Source organism: Mycobacterium sp. SMC-2 (assembly GCF_025263485.1).
Taxonomy (GTDB): domain Bacteria; phylum Actinomycetota; class Actinomycetes; order Mycobacteriales; family Mycobacteriaceae; genus Mycobacterium.
The window spans coordinates 5859848-5884156 of sequence record NZ_CP079863.1; the positions used below are offsets into that span (position 1 = coordinate 5859848).

Here is a 24309-nt window from a genome sequence, read left to right on the forward strand (position 1 = left end):
TTCGCGGGCTTTCGCCGAGACCCGGAATCCACTGGTAGACAGACGTTTTCATGACTCAGCGAAAGTGGGCGGAAGTTGGCGAAACGACTCTGGTTTGGGTCACGATTTGGGCCAAACCAGCAAACCTCATCGGAGCTCCCGAGCGGAATTTGCCCGCTCTTCAGCTGTGCGCCGTTCAGGACGTGACTAGCTCAAGAGCCGCCAGTACGTCGGCGAGCGCGCCATCGATATCTGAAACTGTAATCGTGCTGATTGAGTTGAGGTCGGCGGTGAGCAAATCCACGGTTGGGTCTGCGGCGATGCGTGCCTTGGCTTTCCGTGTTCCTTGTTCTATGACGGTGCGGGCGAAGCGGCCGTTGCCGGCAATATCGATCAGCATGACGGGGTCCCCGGGGTGGGTACTCGGTGTGCTGCATAGCCATTCTGCGGTTGCGGTGAAACGCGATAGGGCTGCTCGGTCGATGCCCACGTGGAATCGCCTTGCGAACAGTTCGGCGATCTTGACCAGATCGTCAGCGCCGTATGAGCTGAATTCGAGTTGGAACGGGAACCGTCCGCGCATGCCCGGGTTAGCACCGAGGAGTCGGTTCATCGGGCCGGCGTAGCCGGCCATGGCGATCATGGTGTCGTGGCGGTGGTCCTCGGCGAATTTCATGATCACATCGACCGCGATGTGGCCAAAGTCGCGCTCGTTGTCCGGTTTGTACAGTTCGGGCGCCTCGTCGATGAGCAGTGCCCGGCCCCGGGCCGCTTGCAACACCGCTGAGGTTTTCTTCTCGGTGCCGCCGATGTGCTCGTCGACAAGATCCTTGCGCGAGACTTCAATGAATTCCGGCGATTCCAGGATCCCCAGTCCGAAGTACATTTCGCAGATCAGCCGCGCGATCGAGGTTTTCGCGGTTCCCGGTGGGCCCACCAAGGTCATGTGCAAGGTGTCGCGCTCGCCGATCTGAACCCCTCGCTCGGCCATCTTCTGGTCGTAGACCTTGACGAATTTCAGTTCCTTGACGTGTTCTTTAACGCGGCCAAGGCCGACGAACTCCTCGAGCTCGCGTTCGGCGCGCTCGAGCACGCGCCCGGCTTCTTGTCGCTGCCGGGCTTTGCGCATGTCAGCGACGCTGGGCCCGGAGTCAGGGTCCCAGCGGTCGGCGCGTGCTGCGATGGCCTCAGCGGTTGTCACCGTCGGGCCGTAGGTGGGATCGTCGAGTGCTGCGGCGGCATCTGGGCGCAGTTGGCCGTCCACGGTCGCGGCGCTGAATTCCTTGCGGGCGGCGTCCTCGTTGCCCAATGCGCGTTGGCACAGGCCGCGGTACAGCGCCGCCTCGGCCAGAAGGTTGGCGGTGTCGGTGGCTTCTCGGTCCAGCATCGCCTGCTGGGCCAGTGCTGAAACTGATTGCAGCGTGGCCAGTGCCGGCTCGAACTGGCCCAGCCCGGTTTGGCCGATCCCTTTGAGCAGTCGGGTGGCGGCCTCCACGATTCCGATATTGGCCGGCGCGGGCCGCGACGCCCACGCCAACAGGTCGGGCCAGCGTCGGGTCAGGAAATGCAGTGTGGCGCCGACGAATCGGTGGATCTGCTTCTGCGCGGGCTCGTCGGCGGGGTCGATGTCGTCGAGGATCTTTTCGGCCTCGTCGTAGTCGCCTTGCCCGATCAGTGTCGCCGCATAGGCCAGCGCGATCCCCACCGGGGTGTGCGGGTAGAGGTCGATAAGAAACACTGTGGGCACCGTGGGGGCCAGCGCCGAATCCGCTAGCCCGAAGCGCCGCGTTTCTCGGTGCAAGGTCGCGGTCGCGTGGTAGGCCCCGCGCAAGGTTGCGGCGCTGACGTCGCCGGCCACCGCCAAGCCCATCCAGGCATCACACATGCCGGGGTCGATCTCTGTGGCCTGAAGGAACTCTTTGCGCGCCCCCCACTGGTCGCCGGCGGCCCCGCCGCCGCCGAGCCGCTCGATTCCGATGTCAAAATACTCACGGGCGCTCACTGCTCATCCCCTGCTCGTGGTCGTGGCGGTGACGGAAATTCTACGGGCGACCCGGACGGCTCGCCCGCCCGCTGTTGCTCAGATGCGCTGTCCATCGGCAGGTCCGGATCCTCATCTGGTGTCGCCGGCGCTGCCCGTACGTGATGGCGGCCAGCGCCACCCTGCGCGGGCCGGCGCGCCACGCTCGGCAACGACGGCGCGTCGTCGGCCGGCGGTGGCACTAGCTGCTCTGGTGGGCCGCTGTGGCCGTTGGTGGCGCCCTCGTCCCCAGCGGTGGGCTCACCGTTGCTGGCAGCGCTGCCGTCGCTGTGGCCGGGCCGCTCTGTCGCGTTGCGGCGGTGGCGACGGATGTGCTCAACGGCCTTCTCGCCGACCACCGCCGGGATGACCACCTCCGGCGCCGCGGCCGCGGCAGCGCCTTCGGCTGCTGCGGCCGCAGCTTCTTGGCCGGCAGCCCCCACCGCATCACCTGCCCCGGCCCTCTCGGCGGCCACGCCCGTCTGGGCCGCCGGTGTGGCCTCGTGGCCCTGCACACGGGTGGGCCGCGGCTTGACCGCATCGAAACCCGGCGCCGAGGGTTCGACGTCGCCGTCAGCGCCGCCATCCTCGTCGCCGGTTGTCTCGCCGGCGCCGCGGCCACGCCGCAATCGGCCAAACAGGCCACGAGCACGCCGGCCGGCCTGCGCGTAGTCGTCATATTCGTCGCGCACCGCGCCGCGCGACGAATTCCACACGCCAGCGATCTCACGGGCGATGGTGCCCAGACCGTCTGTGTAGAAATGCTTGTCGATGTAATGGAACAAGAAGATGCCCACGACTGAGCCCAGGCTGACCAGGAGCAGTCGCGGCACCACCGTGGCCCCTGGGTGACCGAGCTGCGATGTTGTGAGCGTCCAGCCCATTCCGACCGCGCTGACGGCCAAAAACACGGTGAAAATCAGCATTTCGACACCGTGCAACAACACCTGCGACGCGCAGCGGATCGCGTAGCGCTTGCCGCGCGGCCAGCCGCTCATGCCTACCATGGCCGCGGGCACCACGACGATGCAGTAATAGGTGGCTTTGGCGCCGACCAGCAGCGTGCTAATGCCGACGTACCAGATGAACAGGCCAATCCACAACGCGGCGAACAAAAAGACCACGCCCAGCACGAAGTCGTTGGCCCCCAACTGCTGGGCGTGCGCCAACGCTTGCGGTGCGCCACAGTCCTTCATCGCGTGCGCGGGCCCGGGCCCTTGGGTGTGGGCGGCCAAGATGGCCTGCGACCAGGCCTGCCGGCAGCTGCCGACGCCGTCGACGACCATTCCGAAGTTCTGCAACTGCAAGGCCGGGCGCGCCGTCGAGGACACCAGTTGCGCCATCATCGCGTCGAGCTGGGCTTCCAGCGACTGGCCGGGCGCGTAGGATCCCTGGCGGGCGTCCTGGGCGATCTGAAAGCCGGTGGCGCGGCCCATCCCTAACAGGCCGTGATCGCTGACCAAGTCATCGATGGGGTCGCGAAATACCGTCCACACCAACGCGGTCAGCAGCGCTGCGGTGCCCAGCAGGTTCCACGCCCGCGCCGGCCGGCCGTGCAGGTAGTGAAACCCGGCCAGTGTCACGCAGACCGCGATCGCGAGCGGTCCCAGCCACATCTGGTTGACCAGCATGTTGACCGTGGCAAAGATCGGTCGGCCGATCTGAACAAGAGCGATCAGCCACGAGCTTGACATCGCAAACCGCAAGAACCACAACGCGATTCCGATGCTCAACACCACCAGGGCTGCTTCATTGGTCAGCCACCACGCCGCTGTGCTATGCATGAGCGCGGTTTGGGTGGCTTTGACCATCCAGCTGCCCCACGTTGAGGGATCGAACGCGCTGATGCGTTGGCCGTTGTTGAGCGTGGCCTCGCTGGTGTCGACCATCGATAGGAAGTAATCGGCGATCGGCACATTGTCGGTGTCGTGCAACCCGGTCCACCCCAGTGCCGCCGCGCCCACCGCCGCCGAGGCCTTGGGGGCGGCCACCACCGCCGACAAGCACAGCACGTAGACGACGGTGATGACTCCGATCACCTGACGCAGCCGCGGGTGTTCAACCAGCCACACCGCAAGCGATTCCGCCGACGTCATGGCGCCACCCGCGCGGTGCTGTCGAAAGCATGGGCCTGTTCTTCGGTTGGCGCGCTGAAGAATTGAACGCGCGCGGGCCGGCCGAGCTCGTCGACAAGGAATCCCTCTCCGAGCCGGGAGCAATCCACCGCGCCGGCCTCGGTGACGTAGCTGCCCCACTCGCTGTCATCGATGACCATGTCTTCTTCGGTCGTGGTGCCGGGGCTGGTGTCCTCGCTGAGCGCGTTGACAAGCTCGGGGTACATCTCCGGGTCGATACGCGCCCACTTCAACGTGGCCTCGGCCAGTTCGGGATCTTGAACCCGGAAAATCCAGCGCTGGATAATGTACTTGTCACCCATCGGGTTCAGGTCCCGGAAATCTTGGGTGATCAGCCAAATACCGGTGGCGTGCTTGCGGCCGCGACGGGTGATCAGGTGCGCGATGCGCGCCGTGGCCGGAAACGCGCACACCTCAGCGCATTCTTCGAAGATCATGGCGTCAAAGATGTCGCGGCGAGCGAACATGTACTCCTGCTCAAGTTCGATCAGCAGACCATAGATCGCCATGCCGGCGCGCTGCTTGCCCGACAATTTCGCGTACAGATCGGGGTTGGTGAGGTCCTCTGCGCCGGGCAGACCCAGGTTGCCCGTCAGATACACCGTGGCCCGGGAGTCTTCGGGCCGATACGGCGGCAGGTGGTCATCGAACAGGCCCGGGAAGTCTTCGGCGGCCGTCTCCAGGCGCAGCAGCAGCTCGTCGTTGTCGGCGGCGGGTTGGGCCCGCAGGTAGTCCAGCAACGCGCGATGGCTGGTGATCCCGTGGGCGGCGCGGTGGTCGGCCCGCAGCAGCCGTCGATAGCGTTTGGCGATGATGTTGTCGTGGGACAGCCCGATCCACGGCAGGATGTGGGCCGCCGCGGCGCGTCCGGCCAGCTCGGCTGGAAAGACCACCAGCGGGTCGTAGCAATACTGCGCGGTGGTCGGGTCGACGAAGCGCACGCCCGTGATTGGTGTCAAGGCGCGTTTCCACTCGGCGATCGTGTCGGGTTCGAAGACCACGACCCGACCGCCGCGCAAGATGAGCTCGAACGCCGAGAGTTTGGTGCGATTCGATTTGCCGCCACCGGGATCGCCGACGACCGCTATCCCGGTCGGCTTGTTGCGCCGCGCGCTGCCTTCGGGGTCATGCAAGATGATCGACGGGCGCATAGTGGTCTGGTCGACTGCAAGCGGGCTGCCCTTGACGTTGCCGACGCGCGCGGAGATCAACGGCAAAAACAGCGACCATTTCTCGGCGCTGGTCGGGTTTCGGAATTCATCGAGCGGGCAATTGTTTTCGCTTCCGGTGTTGAATGCCTTCCACAGCAGCGCCTGGGCGCCGCGGCGGCGTTTGACGGCGATCCCGACCGTGTCGAGCTCTTGGCGGATCTGTTTGACCGCATCGTCGAGCACCGCCGGTGAGTGCGCGCCCACCGCGATGACCACGGTGTGGTCCAGCTCGCGCTCGGCGGGGTTGGCGTTCATGTGCGACCGGAAGGCCCGAGTGCGTGCCAGTTTGCGGGGCAGCTCGTCGTTTTCGGCGCCGCGCGGGCCGCGCTGGCGCATCTGATCCTTGATGTTCTTGGTGTAGCGGTCACTGAGGGCTTGCGACTCTTGCGGGGTGCGGATGTTGATGTGCTGGGTCCACTCGATGCTGGCCGCGGTGTTGACGTTGAGCAACGCGTTCAGATACGCCGCGCGTGGGAATGCCACCCCGGTGTCGGGGAAATGCTCGACGGTCAAAAACGTTTGGTAACTGCACCGCTGTGCCGGGTCGTCGGGATCATAGACGCGAACCAGCGGTTTGAAACTGGGCCGCCACCATGGGCGCCCGGCGTTGTCGCCCTCGTCGAAAGCCGTGCGCGGGAAGTCGTTTGCGCTCAGCGACGCCGGCCCGCTATTGGACGGGGGCATCGGCTCGTGGATGACCCCCAGCAGGCTGCGATGCCGTCGATACCACAGTATTTGGGCGGGGCTGGCCGCGCGCACATGGAACTCATCAGGCAGCGCTGCGCAGACCTCGCGCGCCACGCTGGCGTAGTGCGCAATCGAGGTGTCGGAGTCTTTGTCACGACCGGCCACCCAGTCCCATGCGCGCCGGCCCTGACCCAGCGGTGTGCGTCCGGCGGTACCGGCATCGACCGGCACGGTCAACCAAAACCGGGGCCGCACCGGTCCGCGGTAGCCGCCGCGGACCCACTTGTTCGGGCGCGAGATGATCGGCGCCCAATGCTTGCACTGACCGATCCACGCCGACTTGTCGGTGTGACGGCCCACCATAGCACGCAAGATGGCGTTGGGATCGTCGGCGACCAGAAGCCCACGCACCTGTGACCCCGAGGGCAGGTAGCGGCCCAGATTCCGGGTCAGCCGCGCCGCCCACCTGTGCCTGTCTAATGAGCGCATGTTCACCGACAGGCCATCGAGCAGGAACTCGGCGTAGACGCCGCCGGCGGTGAAGACCAGGTTTCGTTCCACCCGCTCGGGCGGGTCGAAACTCGAGTCCACCCGCAACCGCGTCCGCGCCCCACGATGTGTCGAGCAGGTCACATGGGGTGGTCGAAACATGTTGCGGGCAAAAACGACTCGGGTCGACAGCGAGGGCCGCCCTTTGGGTAACAGCAGCCGCATCAGCCCGACCGTGACGAAGCACAGCACGATCCCGGCGCCCAGGACCGGCAGTGTGGTACCAGCCGGGTGGGTGTCGACCCACCACAGGGTCGGTCCGGCGATCGTGGCGATGGCCACCCATTCGGCCCCGCGGTAAGGTCCGCCCGGCCATTGTTGGCCGGGTGCGACTTCGCCGATCTGGATGTCGATATCGCGGATACCCGACCACGCCTGGGCTGTTTCGACCGGCCGTGGCCGCGTCGGCGCGGTCGCACTCACCATCCGCGGACGTTGGAGTGGCCAGGCCCGCCGGGCAACTGCTCGAACTCTTGATTGCCCCGCTGGTAGAGCGAAACAATGTGGTAGACAACGACTGCCAACAGCACGCCGCCGGCGATGGACGACAACGCCGAACCCGTGCCGCGCTTCCAGTGCTCCTTCATCCCGCGCGCAATGCCGCTGCCGAGGAAATACGTTCCTGCGACGGCAATGATGATGTAGAGCACCTCGTGGCTCATGTTGATGAGCCCGGCGCCGGCGGCGACGTTGATTGCCATGCCCGCCAGGGTATGTGACAGTGAGTGGCCGACCATGGTGGATCCTCCTTTCTTTCGGCGCTGATCACCGGGTTAATGCGCGGCGGCCGACGTCGTGGGCACTGGTGTCGGTGTGGTGTTGGCCAGCACCGGGATGGCGTCGATCTGGGCGACAAACCAAGTGCCTCCCACTGAACGCAGTGTCAGCGAATACGACAGCGACATCAGGGTGTAGTCGGGTCGGCGTGCCGAAACGTCGATGTGCGCGGCCAGTTCGGCGTTATCGGCGGCAGCATCAGGCGGATTGGTGTCCGTCTGGGCTGTCCTGAGTGTCGCCGAGGCATAGCAGCCCACCGCTGTGATGCCCGAGTCGGTGGTGATGAACCGTTCCAGCCCGCCCGAGGTGGTCAAAAACGCTGCCGCGAACCCCGACAGCATCGAAAACAGCGGGCTGTTGGTCGGAATGGTTACCGAATACCCCAGCGGCACATAGGCTCCCGGTGGTGGCCCATCAACCCTGCTGATACGGTCCAGGGCCTGGATGCCCTTCTCGCGATACACCGCCACCGGCAGCTGGTAGAAGGCGGTGGCCGGTGGCGCCGATGGGTAGGGTTGTTCGTCGACTTGGACGATCACGCTGTAGACCGCGACGTCGTTGGAGCTTGGTTGCCGCTTGGAAGCCCACGCGGTGGGGTTCGACACCGTCATCGACGAGGTCGTCGGCAACTCGTACTTGCGCCCGTCGGGAAAGCAGCGCGTCAAATTCTCCGCACCCGAGGCTGTTCCGCCCAGTATTCCCTTGACACAGTTTTCGGCGAACGCCTTGACGGGGTCGATCTGGTTGATCACCTCGCGGGCCACCGCGGCCACCGGCGGCGGATCAGGAGGGAAAAAGGCCCGCCACAACAGCGCGATCCCGTTGATCGCTGAGCTGGCCACAAGCACCACGATGGCGATCTGGCGGGCGCGGTGGCCCATCACCGTCAGGCGATGTCGCCAGACGTTGCTGATCTTCATCACACCGCCTGATGTCCAATGATTTTGATGCTCGACACCGCAAACGTCGCGTCGCTGGGATCGGAGTCGGGTCCTGACCCGAGCGGCCCCGTAGGATCAGGACTGGTTGTCGGGGCCGGCCCGCCCAGAATGCCGCCAAACGGCCCCCCGTCCGGGGCCGGGCTGCTGGTCGGGGTCGGCGCAACCGGGCGGCTGGTGTGGCGGATGATGACCGTGATTTTCGACGCGCTGATCCCTGGAATCGGTTTGACCGCTTCCCCATGGACGTTTCCGGTGTCCTGGTCGACGACGGTGTGCGCGGTGTCGTTGAACTGCCATTGCAGCAAGGTCACCACCCGATGCTGCAGCCACGGATCACCCCCGGACCCCTGCGCCGGGGCGGTGTCGCCGGGCACGATACTGACCGCCGTGACGACATAGGCGCGTTCGATGCCTGCCGGCCCCAGAGTAATGTACAGCGGCTGACCGTCGGTGTGCCGCACACAAATCCACGGCGACGGTTTGTCGGGATCGGCAATCGATTTCGCCGACGTGGACGCACCCGGCGGGCAGTCCGCCGACGCGGTAAACGGAAGCGGACGATCCGCGCTGTCACCAGGTGTGGGCGCCGGCGCGGCCGCCAGTGTGGGCACCGAACTGGATTTGACCGGATGCGGGTGCGGCGGTGGGTGATCCTCGGGCCCTGAGAGCATCACACCCAGCGTCGTCACCGCCGCCGCGAGCCCCACCACGGCGGCGAACGCGCCCAGCACGACCGGGTTATACCGTCGCGGCCGCGGCGGCTCGCCAGCCGAATCACCTTGCGCGTGGCCGCTTTCCCCGCCGCCCGGTGCGTCATCGGCGCCGGTGCCGGCATCCAGATCCACCGCCGCCGCGTCGGCGCAATGATCATTCGTGTCCGCCGCGACATCGCCGCCGCTGGACTCGGGCGGCTCGTCCTCGCCTTCCTCGACGCGGCGATCACCCGCTACCTCGCTGTCGTCGGCCGCGTCGTCGACGTCGTTATCGTCATCTGAATCAGTGTCGAGATCGACCCCGATCTGGCGCAGCCACTGCTGATCAGATACCGCGCTCACGGCCGGCGCCGCCCCGAACGCGGCGCACCCACCCGACGCGCAACAACCTTGCGCCGGTGGTGATACGACGCCGGCAACCGCTCTACACGCGGCAGTGCCTGCGCCGACACCCTCACATAACCGTCGTCGCGCTCACTGAGCAGACCGGTGTCCTCACCGCGCACCACATACATCCGCTCGCGATGAGCAATCACCGGCGGCAGCCCCGCCACCGCAGGCGCCGCCGGCGGGAGCGCAGCGACCGGCTCGCCCCACCGCTGCGGCACGCCGTCCTCGGCGGCGGCCCGACGCGCCCGACGCACTTGCACCAGCTTGGCCGCAACCCACACGCACCCTGCCGCAAGCAGCAACGGTGCAACCCGGATGATCAATTCGGTGATGGCCCAGGCGATCACGACGACGACGGCACCAACCAGGCCGAACATCGCCACAAGCCCTTTCATGACGGATTCCCCTTCCTGGTCTGGCACCCACCACATCCGATAGGCGCCTATACACGCAACCGTAAGCGGCAATAGGCAATCTTGTCCACATGGTTGGACGACAATGGTTGAATATAGGTAGCTTGGTGGGCGTGAATGCACCAGTCGACGGGCCAGCCCGGCTCGACTACCACATCTCCGAACGCCTCGCGGTCCTGCACATGACCCGAGCCGAACTGGCCCGCCGCGGCGGGCCCAACCGTTCCACCCTGCACAAGTCCAGCAGCGGATCTCGCAGCATGTCCGTGGCCACCCTGGCCCGCCTCGATGAAGCCCTCGGATGGGCCCACGGCTCCTCAAGAGCCATCCTCGACGGCGGAGTCCCCGTCACACCGCCGCCCCAAGACATCCACGTGCGCACCGTGCTGCACGCCGTCGAAGGCCTCGTCGGCGAATGCCACGCAATCTTGACCGACGCACGCCAGCTGCTCACCGAGCTATTGGCCACCGCCGAAACCACCGAGCATGCCCGCTGACGTCTTCGACGGACAACGCCGGGCCTGGATCGCCGCCCACGCCGGCATATTCGTGTTCCAAAAACGCCGCGCCGAACTGCTCGCCAAAAAGATCCGCGCCCAAACTCGCAGCCACGTCGGCGCCCGGCCCGACCCACACGACGACACCGTCGCCCCGCCGCTGCCGCTGCGCTCCACCACCACCCCCAGCGGCTCCCTCGAGGCCACCCTCGTCCTCGGCTGTGCCGCCATCGCCCCACTGGGCTGGCCCCTGGGCAAGCTCGCCTACCTACTTATCGTCAACCTCATCCCCGACCGGCTGCGCGCCTACCCCATACCGGCCCTCATCTGGGGATCTGCGGCCGCCGCACTACCGCTACCGTTCTACGACCCCTCCCAGAGCCTGTGGGGCGAGTTGATCGCACCGTGGCTGCTCGCCCAACCGTCGGCAACCCTGGCCACCGCAGCCCTCTACGGCATTCTCGAAGGCTGGCTCGCCATCGAAGGATCCAGCGACTGGTGGCCATTGACACCCGAAGCCATCGACGTCGACGACGACCTCATTCTCGGCCCCACACTGCCCATGACCACCGTCCTAGACCCACCACCGCAACCCAGCCCGACCCGGCGCATCCCACCATCCCTACACGCCCGGCGCCGCACCCCACCCCCCATCCGCTGGGCACCGATCCTCATCGGCACAGCCATCCTCGCCACCCTTGCCAGCTGGTGCGCGATCTGCGCAATCAACACGCTGCTAGGCCCCAGCGACCAGCACTTCGACCCGGTCACCGCGCAGACATGCGCACTCAAAACCACTGCCTGTAACGGCGACCCGGCCCTCACCCGCACTCCTCACCGGGACCGCTAGCGGGATCAGATCAACTCCGCTTGTCTTCCCGCCGCGCGCATCTCGTGCCTGAAAACCCGATGAGCCAAGCTGTTTTCGCGACTCTGACATCTCGCGCGCCTGGAGGAACAAAGCCGACAACTGATCACCACCGAGCCGAGAAATCGCGTCCCGTAAAAATTCAGATCGTAGTGTCTGGTGGACAACTGCGCGGGCCGAGAAGAACTCAGCCCAACCACGCCCCACTGCCCGTTGGGAGAGCGCGGCGATTTGCGCGTACGAGTCGATGGTTGCAGCTACGCCGGCGCGCGACCGTGTGCGGCCAGTTGTTCGCTGCAGTGAGTTCGTCCACCTCGACCACGCCCAACGCTCACCGAGCTTTTTTGAGCCGACGCTGAACAGCTTGGTCAAAGATGTCGAGGAATTCACTCCAATCCGGAATGAGGACGCGCTCGCCCGCGGTGCCGCGTTGCAGCAGCTGGGCTTCTTCGCGATTTTGCGGAAGTAGCTCTTGCCAGCCGATCGACTGCCCGAATTGAGAGGACTGGCTTCGGCTTCCGCCGGTGTACTCGTAGGTTTCGGTGCGACGTGTCGTTTCCCCCAGCCAGTGCGAGGCCTGCTCGAGCAGGTGGCGTTCGTGTGCCCCGTACATGATGAGCGTGCCGGGGAACATGTCGCGCAGCGCCTCAGCGCATTTTGCGCCGTACACCACGTCGAAATGCGACGACGCCTGCACCGTGGCCAGGATGTTGACACCTAGCCCTGCGGACTCGCCGACGTAGGTCAACAGGTCGGGCAGCGGGCAGGCGTTGCACACCTCGTCGAGCTCGAGCAGCAGCCGATGAGTCAGCTGGTGATTGGCCGTCTTGCGTCGGAAGTGGCGGATGATCGAGTCGATCAGAGCTACCGCGGCGCCAGCGACCGAGCCGGTGTTCGGGGCGATCACAAAAAGCGTGGCGTCGGGCTCATCAAGCATGCGGACGTCAAATGACTCCATACTGATGCGATCGACCGCACTCAAGTAAGGTGCTCCCTCGTCGACGCTCAAACCCAACCGCAGCCACGGTGTTACAGCCTTGGACACCGTGATCTTGATGCTGTCACGCAGCCGCGAGTCCATCCCGGCGATCACGGCATACAGCGGGGCCGTAAGTTTCGGTTGCTCGCAAAGTCCGTAGGCGGTCAGCCACGACGGACGACCCAGCTCGGGGATAGGTTGGTCACCCTCGCTCTCGCCCGACCCGTCGTCGATACCGAAATCTTGCACGGCATCAAGTACCCAGGGCATTCCCAAGCAGTTGCCCAACGGGCTGGCCGCGTAAAGCAGACACGCCAACGGCGGCGCAGCCTGAGATTCCCAAAGTCCGCCCGCGGCAACAGCGTTACCACCAGCTCCACTAAAGCCCACGCCCGAGGTCGCCAGCATGGTCTCAGCCACCGTCAATGCTTCATGGGCGCTCGTGATCGTGCGGGTCGGGTCAGTGACCATACGCCTAACCCCCGCGGGCCAGACCTCGGTGTGCTCAGGGCGCAGATCGATCACGCCCGTGATCCCCAGGTTACGCCGCGTCAAAACAAGCTCTGCCAGGTCGGGTTTCGACGACACCAAGACTTCGGGCCCCGGATGCACGAGCGCCGCCGGCGCCAAAATTCTGCGTGTCTTGCCCGTACGTGTCGGCGCGCTCACCAGGATATGCGGTGGTGTCGCCGCGCGCACGGCAACGTTGTCGCGATTGTAGGTGAGTCCGCAGTACGGGCTGTACGGTCCGTTGGCCACCACGCCATCATCGGCGTGAGCGGAACCAAACGTCTACCAAAGCAGCAACATTCGGCATCGCCAGACGTGTGATACTGGGCCGCAGCCCACTGGATTAGACCGCTGCTGAGTGCAGCCCCGTCGCGAGGATCCGGTTCACCGTGGTGTGGTGCAGCTTGAGTTCGTCGGAGATCTCGCCGGGCCGTTGCCCGTCAGCGTGGCGGCGCAGAACAGCGTCGATGACTTCTGCGGGCTGCTTGGTTCGTTTGGACGCCATGACCGTGCGTACTGCGCGGGCATGGCGCTCTTGGGCGGGCACAACGGCATCCGATCTGGGAATCGATAGCAGCTTTTGCGCCGCCTCAACGGGCACCATATCGCCATCACCGTCACCTGCTGATGCATGACCCAGCAGCACATCTGTCTCCGACAACCACCTCTCGACCGTCTCGTCAAGGGCTGACGGTACCTGCGCGAGGCTATGCTGCAGACGGGCCAGCGCCACCAGCGCGACGGTAGCCTGGGCGGTCGTGACGTCAATAATCAATGGCCACAACCAGGCCAGGCTCGGACGGATACCGCATCGAATGGCCAAACTGCACAACGCATCAAAGGACAGGCGAAACGCACCCACACCCAGTAACAGCGTCATGATGAGCGCCACCCAAAAGGTCAGGGTCGGGCGGCGATGCACCTTAATCAGCAGCGAGAGTCCCTCCGTGGAACCCAGCAACACCAGAGGAGGGGCAGTTGCCACCGCGGCCGCCAGCGCCGGTGCGACGTGGTCGGCCTCCACGATCGCGTGCAACGCGTTGCCGGCAATCGAGGCCGCGCTTGCTCCTATCAACACCACCCAGAAGAAACGCACTGCGCGACGATGCGTTTGCCGATCGGTGTCGCTAAGAACGTCACGAACGCTGTCGCTGGCCATACCGCAATCGTGCACTCCCGCCCCGATATCCGTCTACCAAGACCAGCCACATTGGGGTGATCGCTCACCGCAAATACGCGTCCTCGTTGCGAAATGTCACGGGCCTCAGCGTGGTACGAAAGCGCTGTGTTTTCACGGTGATTCGCTCGTCACGTTGTTCGATGCGGATATCGGCGGCAGCACTGGCGGGCACATCGCCGACCGTGATGGATGTGCGCGCAGCTGGGTAGTTGTTGACGCGGCCGTTGTGTATCACCATCGTCGGAGGCCGAGGTGGTTGGGCTGTCATGTCGCGCGTCGTCCAGATCCGTGGGGACGCCGACGTCATTGTCCAACGCCCCGTGGGGTCGTACACGGCGACCTGTTCGCCTGCTGCGGCAGCCCGCCGTATCAGCCGTTTGATCGTCTGGTCATCATTGGCTTGAATAGCAATTCGGGTGGGGGCCGCGGGATCTGACATCGGCATCAGCAGCATTGCGTCACGCAATTCGCCCAGCAGCACACCCGATGCGCCGGCTACGACTGCTGTGTTGAGTTCGGCAGTGACGGGTGTCGATGGCAAGCTCAGTCGCCTGCGCCCGGGCAGGGTCAACGCCAACGCTTCCCACTGTCTGCCCGCCATCGGGTTCAGCACCAGCCGCGGCGAGCTGGCAAGCGGTTGCACGGTGGTCAGCCGAACCAGTGCGGAAGCCCGCACGCCGGTGGGGGCGCTATGCAACGCGATTACCAACGTTGTGTGATCGCTCTGGTAGGCCCATACGTCGTCGAGTTCGGCAGAGCGCACATCTGCAGCGCTGAAGAAATACGCTGTGACATAGGCTTTCCCGCCGCGCTGCAGATTCGTCCAGCGGTCCTGGTAAGAAGCTGTCGCGTTCTCGGGCCCACCGAGGCTGGCCGTAACCGCTTCGTTCATCTGTTCTGCGGTCAAAAGCCGTGCACGACAATTCGCTTGGCACAGCGCTCTGGTGATGCGCTGGGAAGCAGCTACCGCCGCCCCGATCGTGTCACGCCGCCACAACAGTGCAGGCAGCACTCGGTCGCTGCGCGTGTCGAAGCGGACAACCAGTGTCACGCTGCGTTGCCCGGCCGCCGGCAGACCTCGCAGTGCCGCCTCATACAGCTCGGCATAGTTGTCTCTGGCCGTGCGGCTGCCCTCGCAGACGATGTCGACGTCGACGCTCAATCCGCAGCGCTGCATCTCCTGTGCAATCACGCTGATCGGCACCGTATTAAGCGTTTTGGTGTGATCGGCATGCAACAGGGTGGGGATGTAGGGCTTGCCCAGCACCGAGATCATCGTGCACACGGTGTGCCCGTCGATCACCACCCCTACCTTGTGCTCGCCGACCGTGTGTTCGTTGAGGGTGACGTCGACCGGTTGAAGCGGCCGCAGCTTACGCACCCGACGACGCGTCCAGGACATGACCCGCCACACCCACTGCCACACCGTGCGCCCACGGAAGGTCACCACACAGATCAGCAATGCCAGTGCGGCTCCGGCGGCCACCGCGACCGGCCACGAATCCAGCGTGGTGCTCAGTGCCAGCGCAACCAGGCCAGCGACCATTTCGCCAGTAACCACGGTGCGAGGCGCCACACGGGCCGAAACAAACCGCTGCCTCATATTTGCTCCTTCCGGCGCGAGACCGTCAGGCCCACAGCCAGTCCCATGACGCTGACGGCGGCCACACCGGTGATGGCCATCGCGACCCAGCCCGGACGTGCATCGCGTGGCGGGGTCGGGGCCGGCACCTTCAACTGGCCGCGCTGAATCCCAGGGGCAAACGTGTCTCCCGGCGGCACATCCCAGGTCAGCGCCGCAACTGGATCCACTGTCCCATAACCGACCACGTTGTCACGTCCACCGGCGGGAGGGTGCGCGGTGGCCTCTAACCGGTGGATTACTTGATGCGCAGTCAGGTTGGGAAATTTGGAGCGCACCAAAGCCGCCACTCCCCCAACGAACGCCGAGCTAAACGAGCTACCAGCAATCGGGTGCAGCTTGTCCTCATCGACTGAACCGTTGATCACTTGCCCGCTGGTCGACAGCCCCACGATGTCGGCTCCCGGTGCGGCCAGTCCCACCCACGGGCCGTGCAGCGAGGCGGCGTCGCCGCTGGCGGGAACGCCGGTCGAATCGGTGGCCGATACCGCCAAGACGTAGTCGCTGAACCATGCCGGTATGGCGATGGTTTTCACTGCCGCCCATCCTCGAGTGGGATCCCCCGGTAGTGCGTCCGGGTTTTGCCCATTGCAGCCCTGGGCATGAACATTGCCCGCCGCGGTCACGATGACCACGTCGCGGTCGACCGCGGCATAACGCACCGCGTCGGCCAAAGCGCTTTGGTCCTGCGGCTTGGCTGGCGAAATGCACGACACCACACTGATATTGATCACTTTGACGCCCAGATTGGCCGCGTGCACGATCGCGCGTGCCAACGAATTGATGTCACCGGCGCGGCGAACATCCTCAGGGTTGTCGGACACGCCGGGATCAACCAGGCCGAAGGTTTGTGCGGTCTGGCGTATCGACAGCAGCACCGCATCCGGGGCGATACCAATCAGGCCGTCTGGACCACCGCCGGGCGGGGGTTCTAGCGGCACCGGCCCGCGCCCAGCTCCGAAGGTGGCCGGAGGCGGGGGCATGCCCGCCCAGGACGGCTGGTCCGGCGGTGGCGGCGGTGGCGGTGGTGGCGGGGCTACCGTTTGGGTCACCGTGACCGTGGGCGGCGGAGCTGGCGGTGGAATCGGGCGCGGCGCCGGAGCCCCGGCAGGTGGGGCCGCAGGCACCGCCCAAGCCGGCTTGGGGACCAGGGCGGGCCCAGACGGCGCCGCCCCAATCAGTGAGGCCACCACTGTGCCGTGCCCGTCACAATCCGCCAAACCATCCCCGAACGGGCCCATCACATAGTCCCCGCCAGATACCAAGTGCGGCAACCGAGGTTGTGCAGCCACACCGGTATCGATTACCCCGACAACCACGCCAACGCCGGTGGATTCTTTCCAGGCCTCTGGCATATTCATCAGCTGCAGCGCCGCCGGCAACTCGCGCAAATCGCTGCCGGGCAGCACGCCGGTTGTAGTGCACGCCGCAATCTGGCGCATCGGCTGATCCGGCCCCGGAGCAGGATCGGGCGGGGGCGGCCCAGGGGGCACTACCGGGGGATCAATCGCGCCAGCCACGCCGCCAGATACGGCCACCAGTGCAGCGGCGAGCCCAATAGCGCCCAGCGTGCTCACGGCTTTGATCATGACCCGTGCACCGCGTTTCGCACCACCCACAGCAGGTTCAGCAACCAAATCGCCCATGGCACAACGAAAATCAGGAGAATGTACTCGCAGACCTCGACCCCGCGGTTTACCGGTGCACTGATGCGCGCTTTAGGTACTACCAGCGCCCCAAACAGTCCCAGTGCTCCCAAAATCAGCGCTGCAGCAACGCATACCAGCGTGACAGTAGGCGACGCCGGATTGGGTGCGCTTGCGTATCGACCGATCACAACCGCGAGCGCAACGACTGCGCCCACGACCAGTGTCACCGATTGAGTGCGATCGACAAACGAGCGGGCCCGCAGCAGAAAGATTGCGCAAATCCCCAACGTGAATGCCAAAAACCGCCACCCGCCGCCAGTTTCGGGCATCACCGCATAGCGTGCGGCCACAACTAACACAACAGCCCCGCCGGCCAAGAGCCCCGTCACGATGGCGGTGCCGCGGCGAGCCCACGTCGCGATCTGCTCAACGGTTTCCTCGCCCGGGCGCTCCACCGGCGACACAGTGTTGAGGGCAGCGCCTTCTCGAGTCTCAAACACCCCGCGGTTGGTGACCGAAGGAAACCATGGTCCGGGCACTCCGGCCCCCATGATGCCGATGCTGGTGGCAAACGTCACGAGCACCAGATCCACCACCAAAAAGACCACCGCCAGATGCGCTGGCAGCACTTTCCAACCGCTGGCGTGGATCACGGCCACCGCGCCTCCAGACAACCCGAGCGCAGCCATGCCGGCGAACACGCCCAGATAGCGGCCCGTCAGCATCGTCAATGCCGCCACACCGGCTAACACCGTGGACGTCGCAGCCACCACATGCCAACCCTCGGGCGGTCCCGGCACCGACATCGCCGCGCCTGCACCGGCACAAATCAGCGCCGACCACACCAGGAAGTCCGCTGATCGGCGTCGCTGCTCATCACGCGCCCGCGTCGCGGCCCTCGCCGACACCAAGAACACGGCCGCTAATCCCCACGACACCGCTGCGGGCAGCCACCCATGCTGCCGCCACCACAGCTGCGCCAACATCACCTCGGCCCACGCCACCAGCGCCGCAAACAACCCCCCAGCTACACGACGTGCGACCGACAGATCGACCGTGGCGAACTGTTGGCGCGCTGAACGAGCCAACGCCGTCGACACCTCCTCGACCACCGGTGCGAACCGTTCGGTGGCGTCAGCTGGCAACAAGCACAACAAATCTCCGTCATAGACCCGGCTGTCATCCAGGGACCGCTGCGAATCGAGCGGGGTCGCATCTGCGCGGCACAGTTGATAAGTCAACGTGTCATCAAGAAGTGGGCGCCCGCGATCTTTGAGAATCGCGTTGACCCGCGGGATGAGGTCCTCGATCACCGCAATCAACGCCACCCCTGCGGGCAGCACATAATCGATGAGCGTGTCATCACCGACCAGCAAATGAACCTTGCACAGCCGAGGAACTTCCGGTGCCTGTTGTACGGAATTGGCCGTGGTCATCGGGCATCGGCCGTCGTAGAAAATCCGCCCGCCAACGCGGCGGCGGTTTCAAGCACCGCGCGCGCTGTCTTCGGGCTGACCTTTCGAAGGTCTAACTCGCCCGCCTCGGCGATGTGAGCGTCAAAGGGCACCTCGATAATGCGTTGCGTTTTGACCCACCCCGCGAAATGCTCCCTGAGTGTGGCGACCAGCTTCGCCGATTCCTTGCGATCCTTGCGACTGCGAGCCGGACGAATGTGGTTGATCACCAACACCGTTCGCGAGATCAGCTGGTGATAGCCTTCGTCGCGCAGCCACTCAAAATTAGTGCTCGCCCCTTCGGCGCCGTCAGGCACCGCCGAGGCCACCATCAACACCGCATCGGCGCGCTCGAACACCCCCTTCATCACCGCATGGTCGAGATCGACCCCGCAGTCAACGAAAAGCACACTGTAGAACCGTTGTAGGCGTGTGTGACCCTTGATGAATTCCTCAGCGCTCAACACCTCCCCACGTGCGCCTCCATGACGCGGGGAAGCCACCACATCCAAACCAACATGGTTGTGGCCGGCCAAAGCACCCACATCGGCGTAGCGATGAAGGTTGAGGTCATCGTTGATCGCGCGCAGCGACGACGCCTTGGGATCCACACGGGACGCCAAATTCGCCGCCTGTGCCGGATCGGCATCGACGGCGACCACTTGGTCATTGCGGACGCGAGCAAACTCACTGGCGGCCGCGACGGTCATCGCGGTCTTGCCCGAACCGCCTTTGCCACCCAGCACCACGACGGTGTACGTGCCACGCAGATTAGCCCCGATCGCAGTCTCGAACTCACGCACTGTGCGTTCGTCGCTGGACTCACCGACGTTGATGAGCCCCCCAGAAGCCTTGAGCAACGCCTTGCGCCACCCCTTTTTTGGCGCCACTTTGTGGGGCGTGATCAAGTCGGAAGCGCGTAGATGCTCGCGCAGCGCATCTGAGGACCGGGGTACGCCCGCGGCGCGTGGCGACGGTTGCGCGGGCGGCTCGCGCCAGCCACGGTCTTCTCCCGGCGGGTACGGACGTGGCGTCTGGCCCGGATCTAGTTGACCGGCTGGCTGCGGCGCGCCGTGACGCCCACCCAGCGCCTCTGCCTCCCCCTGCGGTGATGGGACAAATTGAGTTGGGGTGCAATCGTTTTGACCAGATATCCCCGGCTGCGCATCGGGACGGGGCAGCTGGGACCATGGCGCCGGTGGCGGCGCGGTCTCTTGGGTATGAGGGGCCAAGGTCCCCTCAGGTGGTACAAGCCGTGGCGGCTGCCAAGCCGGGCCTTGTTGGGGCGGTGGCGGCGCGTCCTGCGTGGAGGGTCCGAGGATGCCCTCAGGTGGGGCAAACCCTGGTCGCTCATCATCCCTGGTCGGCTCGTCGATGTCGCTTGGACGGCTGGGCTCAGCAGCGCTTGGCGCGGGCTTCGTCTCTGGCGGTGGAGTTGTCGCCAGGTCGTTGAAAAAGTCGCGTTCCTCACGCTCATGTGGGCTTGTCATGCCGCGTCCCCTCGTCGCCAGACCGTATCCGAATTTCGCTTAGCGCCACATAAATTGGCCACAGCGCGAAACTAGCAACCACGGTTTTCATCCGTCTACAACGGATGCCATATTCGCGTGTATCGAAATTTCATGTCCGCTGATGAGTCGCCCAGCCTCGTCCTGAGGGCAACGTTTCGAGCAGCTCGAGCACGGCTGTGTGGATTGCGTGATCACCGCCGGGCAGCAGCGTGGTCCATTGCCTGCCGTCAGGACCAACGCTGTTGCTGACCACGACACGGCCGACCAGGGTGTCGGCCACGGTCACCGCCATCGGTGCGCGCGCTGGCCCACTGATAGAAAATTCCGCCGCGCCGATGACCGCGCGGGTCGTCCCCCGGTCGGCGACCGCTCCAACCAGCCGCGCCTGAGGAACTGAAAGGCCTACCTCTACCAGGCCGGCGATGATGTCGATCGCGGGGTTGGCCTGCCAGGTCGCCAAAACTGTATTGAGTACCGCTGCTTCGCTATTGATGCCGTGAAATTGGGCCGGATCAGCCGGCCCCAGCGTCTTGACGACCGCGTCGGCGATCTCGATCTGCCCCAGCGGGCTGACCACGATTTCATCACTGGTCTCTTGGCCCGGCCGCCATAGCCGTGCGGCGGCCACCCACGCGTTGTCGCGCCGACACAACGTGACCACACGTTGCGGAGGCCGCTGGGCATACCACTGCGCCAACGCCCCGGCGGCCTCAATAGGGTCCTCCGGGGCAGTGAAAACCTCAGGGGGGCCTTCAAGTCGGTCAGGGCGGGTCTCGGGGCGGGTAATCGTCAGATCGATTTCGACGTCGGGACGCCCTAATGCCCGCACCCAGGAGGCCACGCTCGAGTCAACCTCGCCGCCCCGATGTATTCCAGCGTTTTCCAGAACCTTCATGCCGGGGTGATCGGCGATGGTGGCTTGCACCGCACCAACCGGCCGGATCTTGAGGGCGGGTGGCAATTGGGCCACACCGCAAAGCGCGGCTGTCAACCACAAGGCTTCCGACGTGGTCGACAGCCGCGCTGTAACTGCGGTGCCGGTCTCGCTCACAAGCCCCGGAAACCGGCCTGGACCGCGTGGTCGGTGCCCAGCGCGTTCGTCGACGCGTGCCCGACGGCCTGCCCATGGCGCTCGATGGTGTGGAACACCGCCTGAAACGCCTGATCGATTTCATGCATGGCGACCTGGGCGGCATCAGAACCGTGCTGCGTCCAGATCGTGGCGACCTGGTTGATCGTGCCCATGGCTCGGGTGCGCAGGTCGTTCATGTGGGCGACCAGCTGCGCCTGGGCCGAGACGTGATCGGCCATCATGCCGTGGTCGTAACGCATTGAATCCATAGCGATTCTCCTCTGAAAGTCGTTGTCGGTAGGTGGGCGCGGCTAGGTCGAGACGACGTTGCCGAAACTCGCCCGGTTTTGCGCGTTGGTTTCTTGGTACTGGTGCGCCGAGCGCTTCATCATGTCGATGACGCTCTGGAACCGCTGGTTGACCTGTTGGCCGGTCCGGTTGATGTCTTCGGTGGTGGCCATGGAGGCCAGCGCCGCATCACCGCTGAACCCAGTACCGGTCAGGTTCTGGTTCATGGTGACATAACGGCCCAACGCCGACAGCACCTCTTGTTGAATGTTCGACAATTGACTTGCGCCCGAAAGCATCTGGGCGACATCGGCGTTCAACGCCATGATGGTGTATCTCCTTCACTAGCAAAGTGGTTACCGCTGGTTCGATCAGTTCAGCAATGACCCGGTCCCCTGCCGGGATTTACCCTCCCTGCCCGACGTGGACCACGCCCTCGGAAGTGAGCACCGGCGCCGCATGCGCAGAGGCCGGTAGCGTGATCGTCTTATCCTGCTCGCCGACAGCGGCATATGCACTGCCGCGCCCCGAGCGCGTCGAGGCAGCCATGGGCCCATACATTCCCGGCGCCATGGCTCCTCTGCCCCCTGCCGCGCCGCTTCGCAGTCCTGCGGCCGGTTGGTCGCCGGCCTCAGCGCCGTCAGGCACGTTGGCCCACCATCCACCCGGCACGCCCACAGGCCCGCCCAGTCCGCCAGCAGAGGGCTTCGTCAGCGCCGCGACGACCGCTGATCCGCCCCCGGCGAAGCCGCCATTGGCGCCACTAAGCCCTGACCACGGGGCACTGGCTGCGCTCAGTCCCGGTGCTCCCCCGCCCGGAGGGCCGCCCAAACCGCCGGCCATACCTCCGGTCAGCGCTGACAACGGGCCCATCAGGCCGCTGAGTTGGCCGGCGGCACTCGACGGGAGTTGCCCCACAGATTCCAGTGGTGAGCTCAGCGAACTCATCATTTCGGTTGGCGCTTGGGTGAGCTGGCCCAGCAACGATTGCCCGGACTCTTCCAGGGGTGGCCGCCCACCCTGACCCGCTTGCAACGGCGGAGCCTTGCCCTGCGGGGCATTGCTCGTGATGCCTTGGCCGGTGCCTATTGTCGCGGGCACGCCCTGCCCCGCGGTCGTGCCCGTGGTAGCTGGTTGCGGGGCTGGAGACGACCCACCAGTGCTCGAACCTGCGGCCTGCACGCCTGCTCCCATGCCGCTGAACACACCGCTCGAAACCCCGGTGGCCACGCCCGTGCCAATCCCGCTGCCCGCCGACACAACTCCCCCACCGGCGGTGAGGCCCGATCCCAACGCCTGCACGCCGGCCCCAACCCCGTCGCCGACCAGCCCCGCCAAGCCGGCCGTCGCGCCCAGCGGATTACTCATATCAGGCAACGTCGGCAACGGAACGGTCAGCGCGCTCACGACAGGTGACATAGCGCCCAGGTAGCCGACCATGGCCCCAGCGTTCTGCGACCAATACTCGCCGTATTCGGCGTTCGCCTCCGCGATTGCTGGGGTATTGATCCCCATAAAATTCGTTGCTTCCAAAGTCGCTTCGCGGACCCGGTTGGCCACCACCACTTCATGGGGAATAGTCGCCGACACGGCCGCGCTATAAGCGGTCAACCCGGTCTGAATGGTGGCCGCCGCGCTCTCTGCATGCAGCCCGGCGGTCTGTTGCCACGCCGCCATCGGCGTGGCGCTCTCGAGCATCCCCAATCCGCCCGAGCCCTGGAACACCGGCGCCGTTGCCATCGCGGTCACCGACTGCTGCATCCCTTGCTCAAAGTGCGCCGCCGCAGCAGCCGTGTACGCAGTGATCTGCGGGACGTGCGCCGTTGGACCTGCGCCCATCCTGGTCAAACGAAATGCGTTAATCTCCGGAGGGATACCCCAATACATCAGTGCACCAGCGCGCTACAGCGCCAGCAGCGCCTTGCCGACGGCATCCATGGCGGTGTAGGTGGCCGCCGATGTAGCCACGGTGGCAGCGAACGCCTCCCGCTGAGCTACACCTACCGCACCTGCCGCCAAGAACTGCGCGCCATGCGCGGCGATGGCTTGAGCGAACATGGCCGACACTTCCTCGCCGCCCATCGGCAGCACCGCACCCATCGCTGGTGCCCCAGCGGCAAGAGTGGCCGCCGTCGTCGCCCCGCCTGCGCCCTCCGATGCTGCCTGCGCCGCCAGCGCAGGCGCCTCAACAAACATCATTGCAATCCCACCCCTGTCCACATATTCTATTCGCCCCACGAGCAACAAAGCCGTTTGATGCGACGATAACCGCCCCCATGGACACCGGCAACCAAACCTCCGACATTCCACACAAGGCAACAGCCCCTGTTTCCCGACACCTCCTACGACGCCGCTCCCCCGGCGAAATCTCGTCTCGCATCAGCATTCTGGAAAAGTCCATGCCGACGCATGAATCGGTCCAGATCGACCGCTTAATCAGCTACTGAACCGCCCAGCACGAACTGCGCAGCCGCCCGGGCACGCTCCTCGATGGTTTTAAGCCGAAGAATCGACTGCTCGGCCGCACCGGCGGCCGAACGCGCCTCCTCGGCGATTTCAGTGAGCCGCTGCGCGACGAGCTGGGCCGAGCGAGTCGTCGGCGCGCGTGGACCTGGCAGGGGTTGTCCGGCCAACAAGGCCGCGCACGTCCCGGCCTCTCAGCCCCGCGCCGCGCCGATCCTATCCAGAGTGGCCGCACGAGACGGGACCATGCCGTGGTTGATCAACCGCGAGATCGTAGGCCGCGCCACCCGGGCCAAGCGCGCCAAATCATGTTTGGACAACCCCTGTTTCAAGCGGGCGTGCTTCACCGCGTGCACGAGCAGCCAGGCGGGGTCATCCACG

General features: G+C 65.4%; 21 protein-coding genes. 2 read left to right on the plus strand and 19 right to left on the minus strand.

Going from position 1 to position 24309, the window contains the following annotated elements:
• Positions 1 to 175 precede the first annotated feature (175 nt).
• From KXD96_RS27530 to KXD96_RS27560, 7 genes are all read right to left on the minus strand, one after another.
• The gene (locus KXD96_RS27530) at positions 176 to 1981 is read right to left on the minus strand and encodes an AAA family ATPase (RefSeq protein ID WP_225601261.1); all 1806 of its coding nucleotides are present in this window, start codon (positions 1979 to 1981) and stop codon (positions 176 to 178) included.
• The gene (locus tag KXD96_RS27535; RefSeq protein WP_225601260.1) at positions 1978 to 4095 is read right to left on the minus strand and encodes a hypothetical protein; all 2118 of its coding nucleotides are present in this window, start codon (positions 4093 to 4095) and stop codon (positions 1978 to 1980) included. The genes KXD96_RS27530 and KXD96_RS27535 overlap by 4 nt, the downstream gene beginning before the upstream one ends.
• Positions 4092 to 7007 (minus strand): ATP-binding protein, encoded by a 2916-nt coding sequence (locus KXD96_RS27540; protein WP_225601259.1) that lies wholly within the window; start codon positions 7005 to 7007, stop codon positions 4092 to 4094. Before KXD96_RS27540 ends, KXD96_RS27535 begins: the two co-directional genes overlap by 4 nt.
• Positions 7001 to 7282, minus strand: a complete 282-nt coding sequence (locus tag KXD96_RS27545) for a hypothetical protein (protein ID WP_225601258.1) — start codon at positions 7280 to 7282, stop codon at positions 7001 to 7003. The genes KXD96_RS27540 and KXD96_RS27545 overlap by 7 nt, the downstream gene beginning before the upstream one ends.
• 72 nt (positions 7283 to 7354) lie before the next feature.
• Positions 7355 to 8278 carry a conjugal transfer protein gene (locus KXD96_RS27550; protein ID WP_225601257.1) on the minus strand — a complete coding sequence of 308 codons (924 nt, stop codon included), beginning with the start codon at positions 8276 to 8278 and terminating at the stop codon, positions 7355 to 7357.
• Positions 8278 to 9354, minus strand: a complete 1077-nt coding sequence (locus KXD96_RS27555; protein WP_260742021.1) for a hypothetical protein — start codon at positions 9352 to 9354, stop codon at positions 8278 to 8280. Before KXD96_RS27555 ends, KXD96_RS27550 begins: the two co-directional genes overlap by 1 nt.
• Positions 9351 to 9797 carry a hypothetical protein gene (locus tag KXD96_RS27560; protein WP_260742023.1) on the minus strand — a complete coding sequence of 149 codons (447 nt, stop codon included), beginning with the start codon at positions 9795 to 9797 and terminating at the stop codon, positions 9351 to 9353. Before KXD96_RS27560 ends, KXD96_RS27555 begins: the two co-directional genes overlap by 4 nt.
• A gap of 131 nt (positions 9798 to 9928) precedes the next feature.
• Here KXD96_RS27560 and KXD96_RS27565 point away from each other — a divergent pair, with 131 nt between their 5' ends.
• Together KXD96_RS27565 and KXD96_RS27570 are read left to right on the plus strand one after the other, a co-directional pair.
• Positions 9929 to 10312: a hypothetical protein gene (locus KXD96_RS27565; RefSeq protein WP_225601253.1), complete on the plus strand. Its 384-nt coding sequence runs from the start codon at positions 9929 to 9931 to the stop codon at positions 10310 to 10312.
• Positions 10302 to 11162, plus strand: coding sequence for a hypothetical protein (locus KXD96_RS27570; RefSeq protein ID WP_225601252.1), 861 nt, complete (start codon positions 10302 to 10304; stop codon positions 11160 to 11162). The genes KXD96_RS27565 and KXD96_RS27570 overlap by 11 nt, the downstream gene beginning before the upstream one ends.
• Positions 11163 to 11511: 349 nt before the next feature.
• Here the strand turns inward: KXD96_RS27570 and KXD96_RS27575 are convergent, their stop codons facing one another.
• The 12 genes from KXD96_RS27575 to KXD96_RS28845 all read right to left on the minus strand — a co-directional run bounded on the left by KXD96_RS27575 (position 11512) and on the right by KXD96_RS28845 (position 24308).
• Positions 11512 to 12918 carry a type IV secretory system conjugative DNA transfer family protein gene (locus tag KXD96_RS27575; RefSeq protein ID WP_225601326.1) on the minus strand — a complete coding sequence of 469 codons (1407 nt, stop codon included), beginning with the start codon at positions 12916 to 12918 and terminating at the stop codon, positions 11512 to 11514.
• Positions 12919 to 13012: 94 nt separating this feature from the next.
• Positions 13013 to 13828 (minus strand): DUF2637 domain-containing protein, encoded by an 816-nt coding sequence (locus KXD96_RS27580; RefSeq protein WP_225601327.1) that lies wholly within the window; start codon positions 13826 to 13828, stop codon positions 13013 to 13015.
• Positions 13829 to 13892: 64 nt separating this feature from the next.
• Positions 13893 to 15452 (minus strand): type VII secretion protein EccE, encoded by a 1560-nt coding sequence (gene eccE / locus KXD96_RS27585; RefSeq protein WP_225601328.1) that lies wholly within the window; start codon positions 15450 to 15452, stop codon positions 13893 to 13895.
• Entirely contained in the window at positions 15449 to 16543 is a 1095-nt protein-coding gene (locus tag KXD96_RS27590; protein WP_260742027.1) for a S8 family serine peptidase, read from the minus strand. Before KXD96_RS27590 ends, eccE begins: the two co-directional genes overlap by 4 nt.
• Before the next feature lie 533 nt (positions 16544 to 17076).
• Positions 17077 to 18576, minus strand: coding sequence for a type VII secretion integral membrane protein EccD (eccD, locus tag KXD96_RS27600; RefSeq protein ID WP_225601330.1), 1500 nt, complete (start codon positions 18574 to 18576; stop codon positions 17077 to 17079).
• Positions 18573 to 19502 (minus strand): MinD/ParA family protein, encoded by a 930-nt coding sequence (locus tag KXD96_RS27605; RefSeq protein WP_225601331.1) that lies wholly within the window; start codon positions 19500 to 19502, stop codon positions 18573 to 18575. The genes eccD and KXD96_RS27605 overlap by 4 nt, the downstream gene beginning before the upstream one ends.
• Positions 19503 to 20214: 712 nt before the next feature.
• Complete coding sequence (locus KXD96_RS27610) at positions 20215 to 21156, minus strand: ESX secretion-associated protein EspG (protein ID WP_225601332.1); 942 nt, start codon at positions 21154 to 21156, stop codon at positions 20215 to 20217.
• Positions 21153 to 21446, minus strand: a complete 294-nt coding sequence (locus KXD96_RS27615) for a WXG100 family type VII secretion target (protein WP_225601333.1) — start codon at positions 21444 to 21446, stop codon at positions 21153 to 21155. The genes KXD96_RS27610 and KXD96_RS27615 overlap by 4 nt, the downstream gene beginning before the upstream one ends.
• Before the next feature lie 42 nt (positions 21447 to 21488).
• Positions 21489 to 21791 carry a WXG100 family type VII secretion target gene (locus KXD96_RS27620; protein ID WP_069953622.1) on the minus strand — a complete coding sequence of 101 codons (303 nt, stop codon included), beginning with the start codon at positions 21789 to 21791 and terminating at the stop codon, positions 21489 to 21491.
• Positions 21792 to 21870: 79 nt separating this feature from the next.
• Positions 21871 to 23304 (minus strand): PPE family protein, encoded by a 1434-nt coding sequence (locus KXD96_RS27625; protein ID WP_260742033.1) that lies wholly within the window; start codon positions 23302 to 23304, stop codon positions 21871 to 21873.
• A gap of 63 nt (positions 23305 to 23367) precedes the next feature.
• Entirely contained in the window at positions 23368 to 23664 is a 297-nt protein-coding gene (locus tag KXD96_RS27630; RefSeq protein WP_225601335.1) for a PE domain-containing protein, read from the minus strand.
• A 458-nt stretch (positions 23665 to 24122) separates the two neighbouring features.
• Entirely contained in the window at positions 24123 to 24308 is a 186-nt protein-coding gene (locus KXD96_RS28845; RefSeq protein ID WP_372459461.1) for a helix-turn-helix transcriptional regulator, read from the minus strand.
• Position 24309 lies beyond the last annotated feature (1 nt).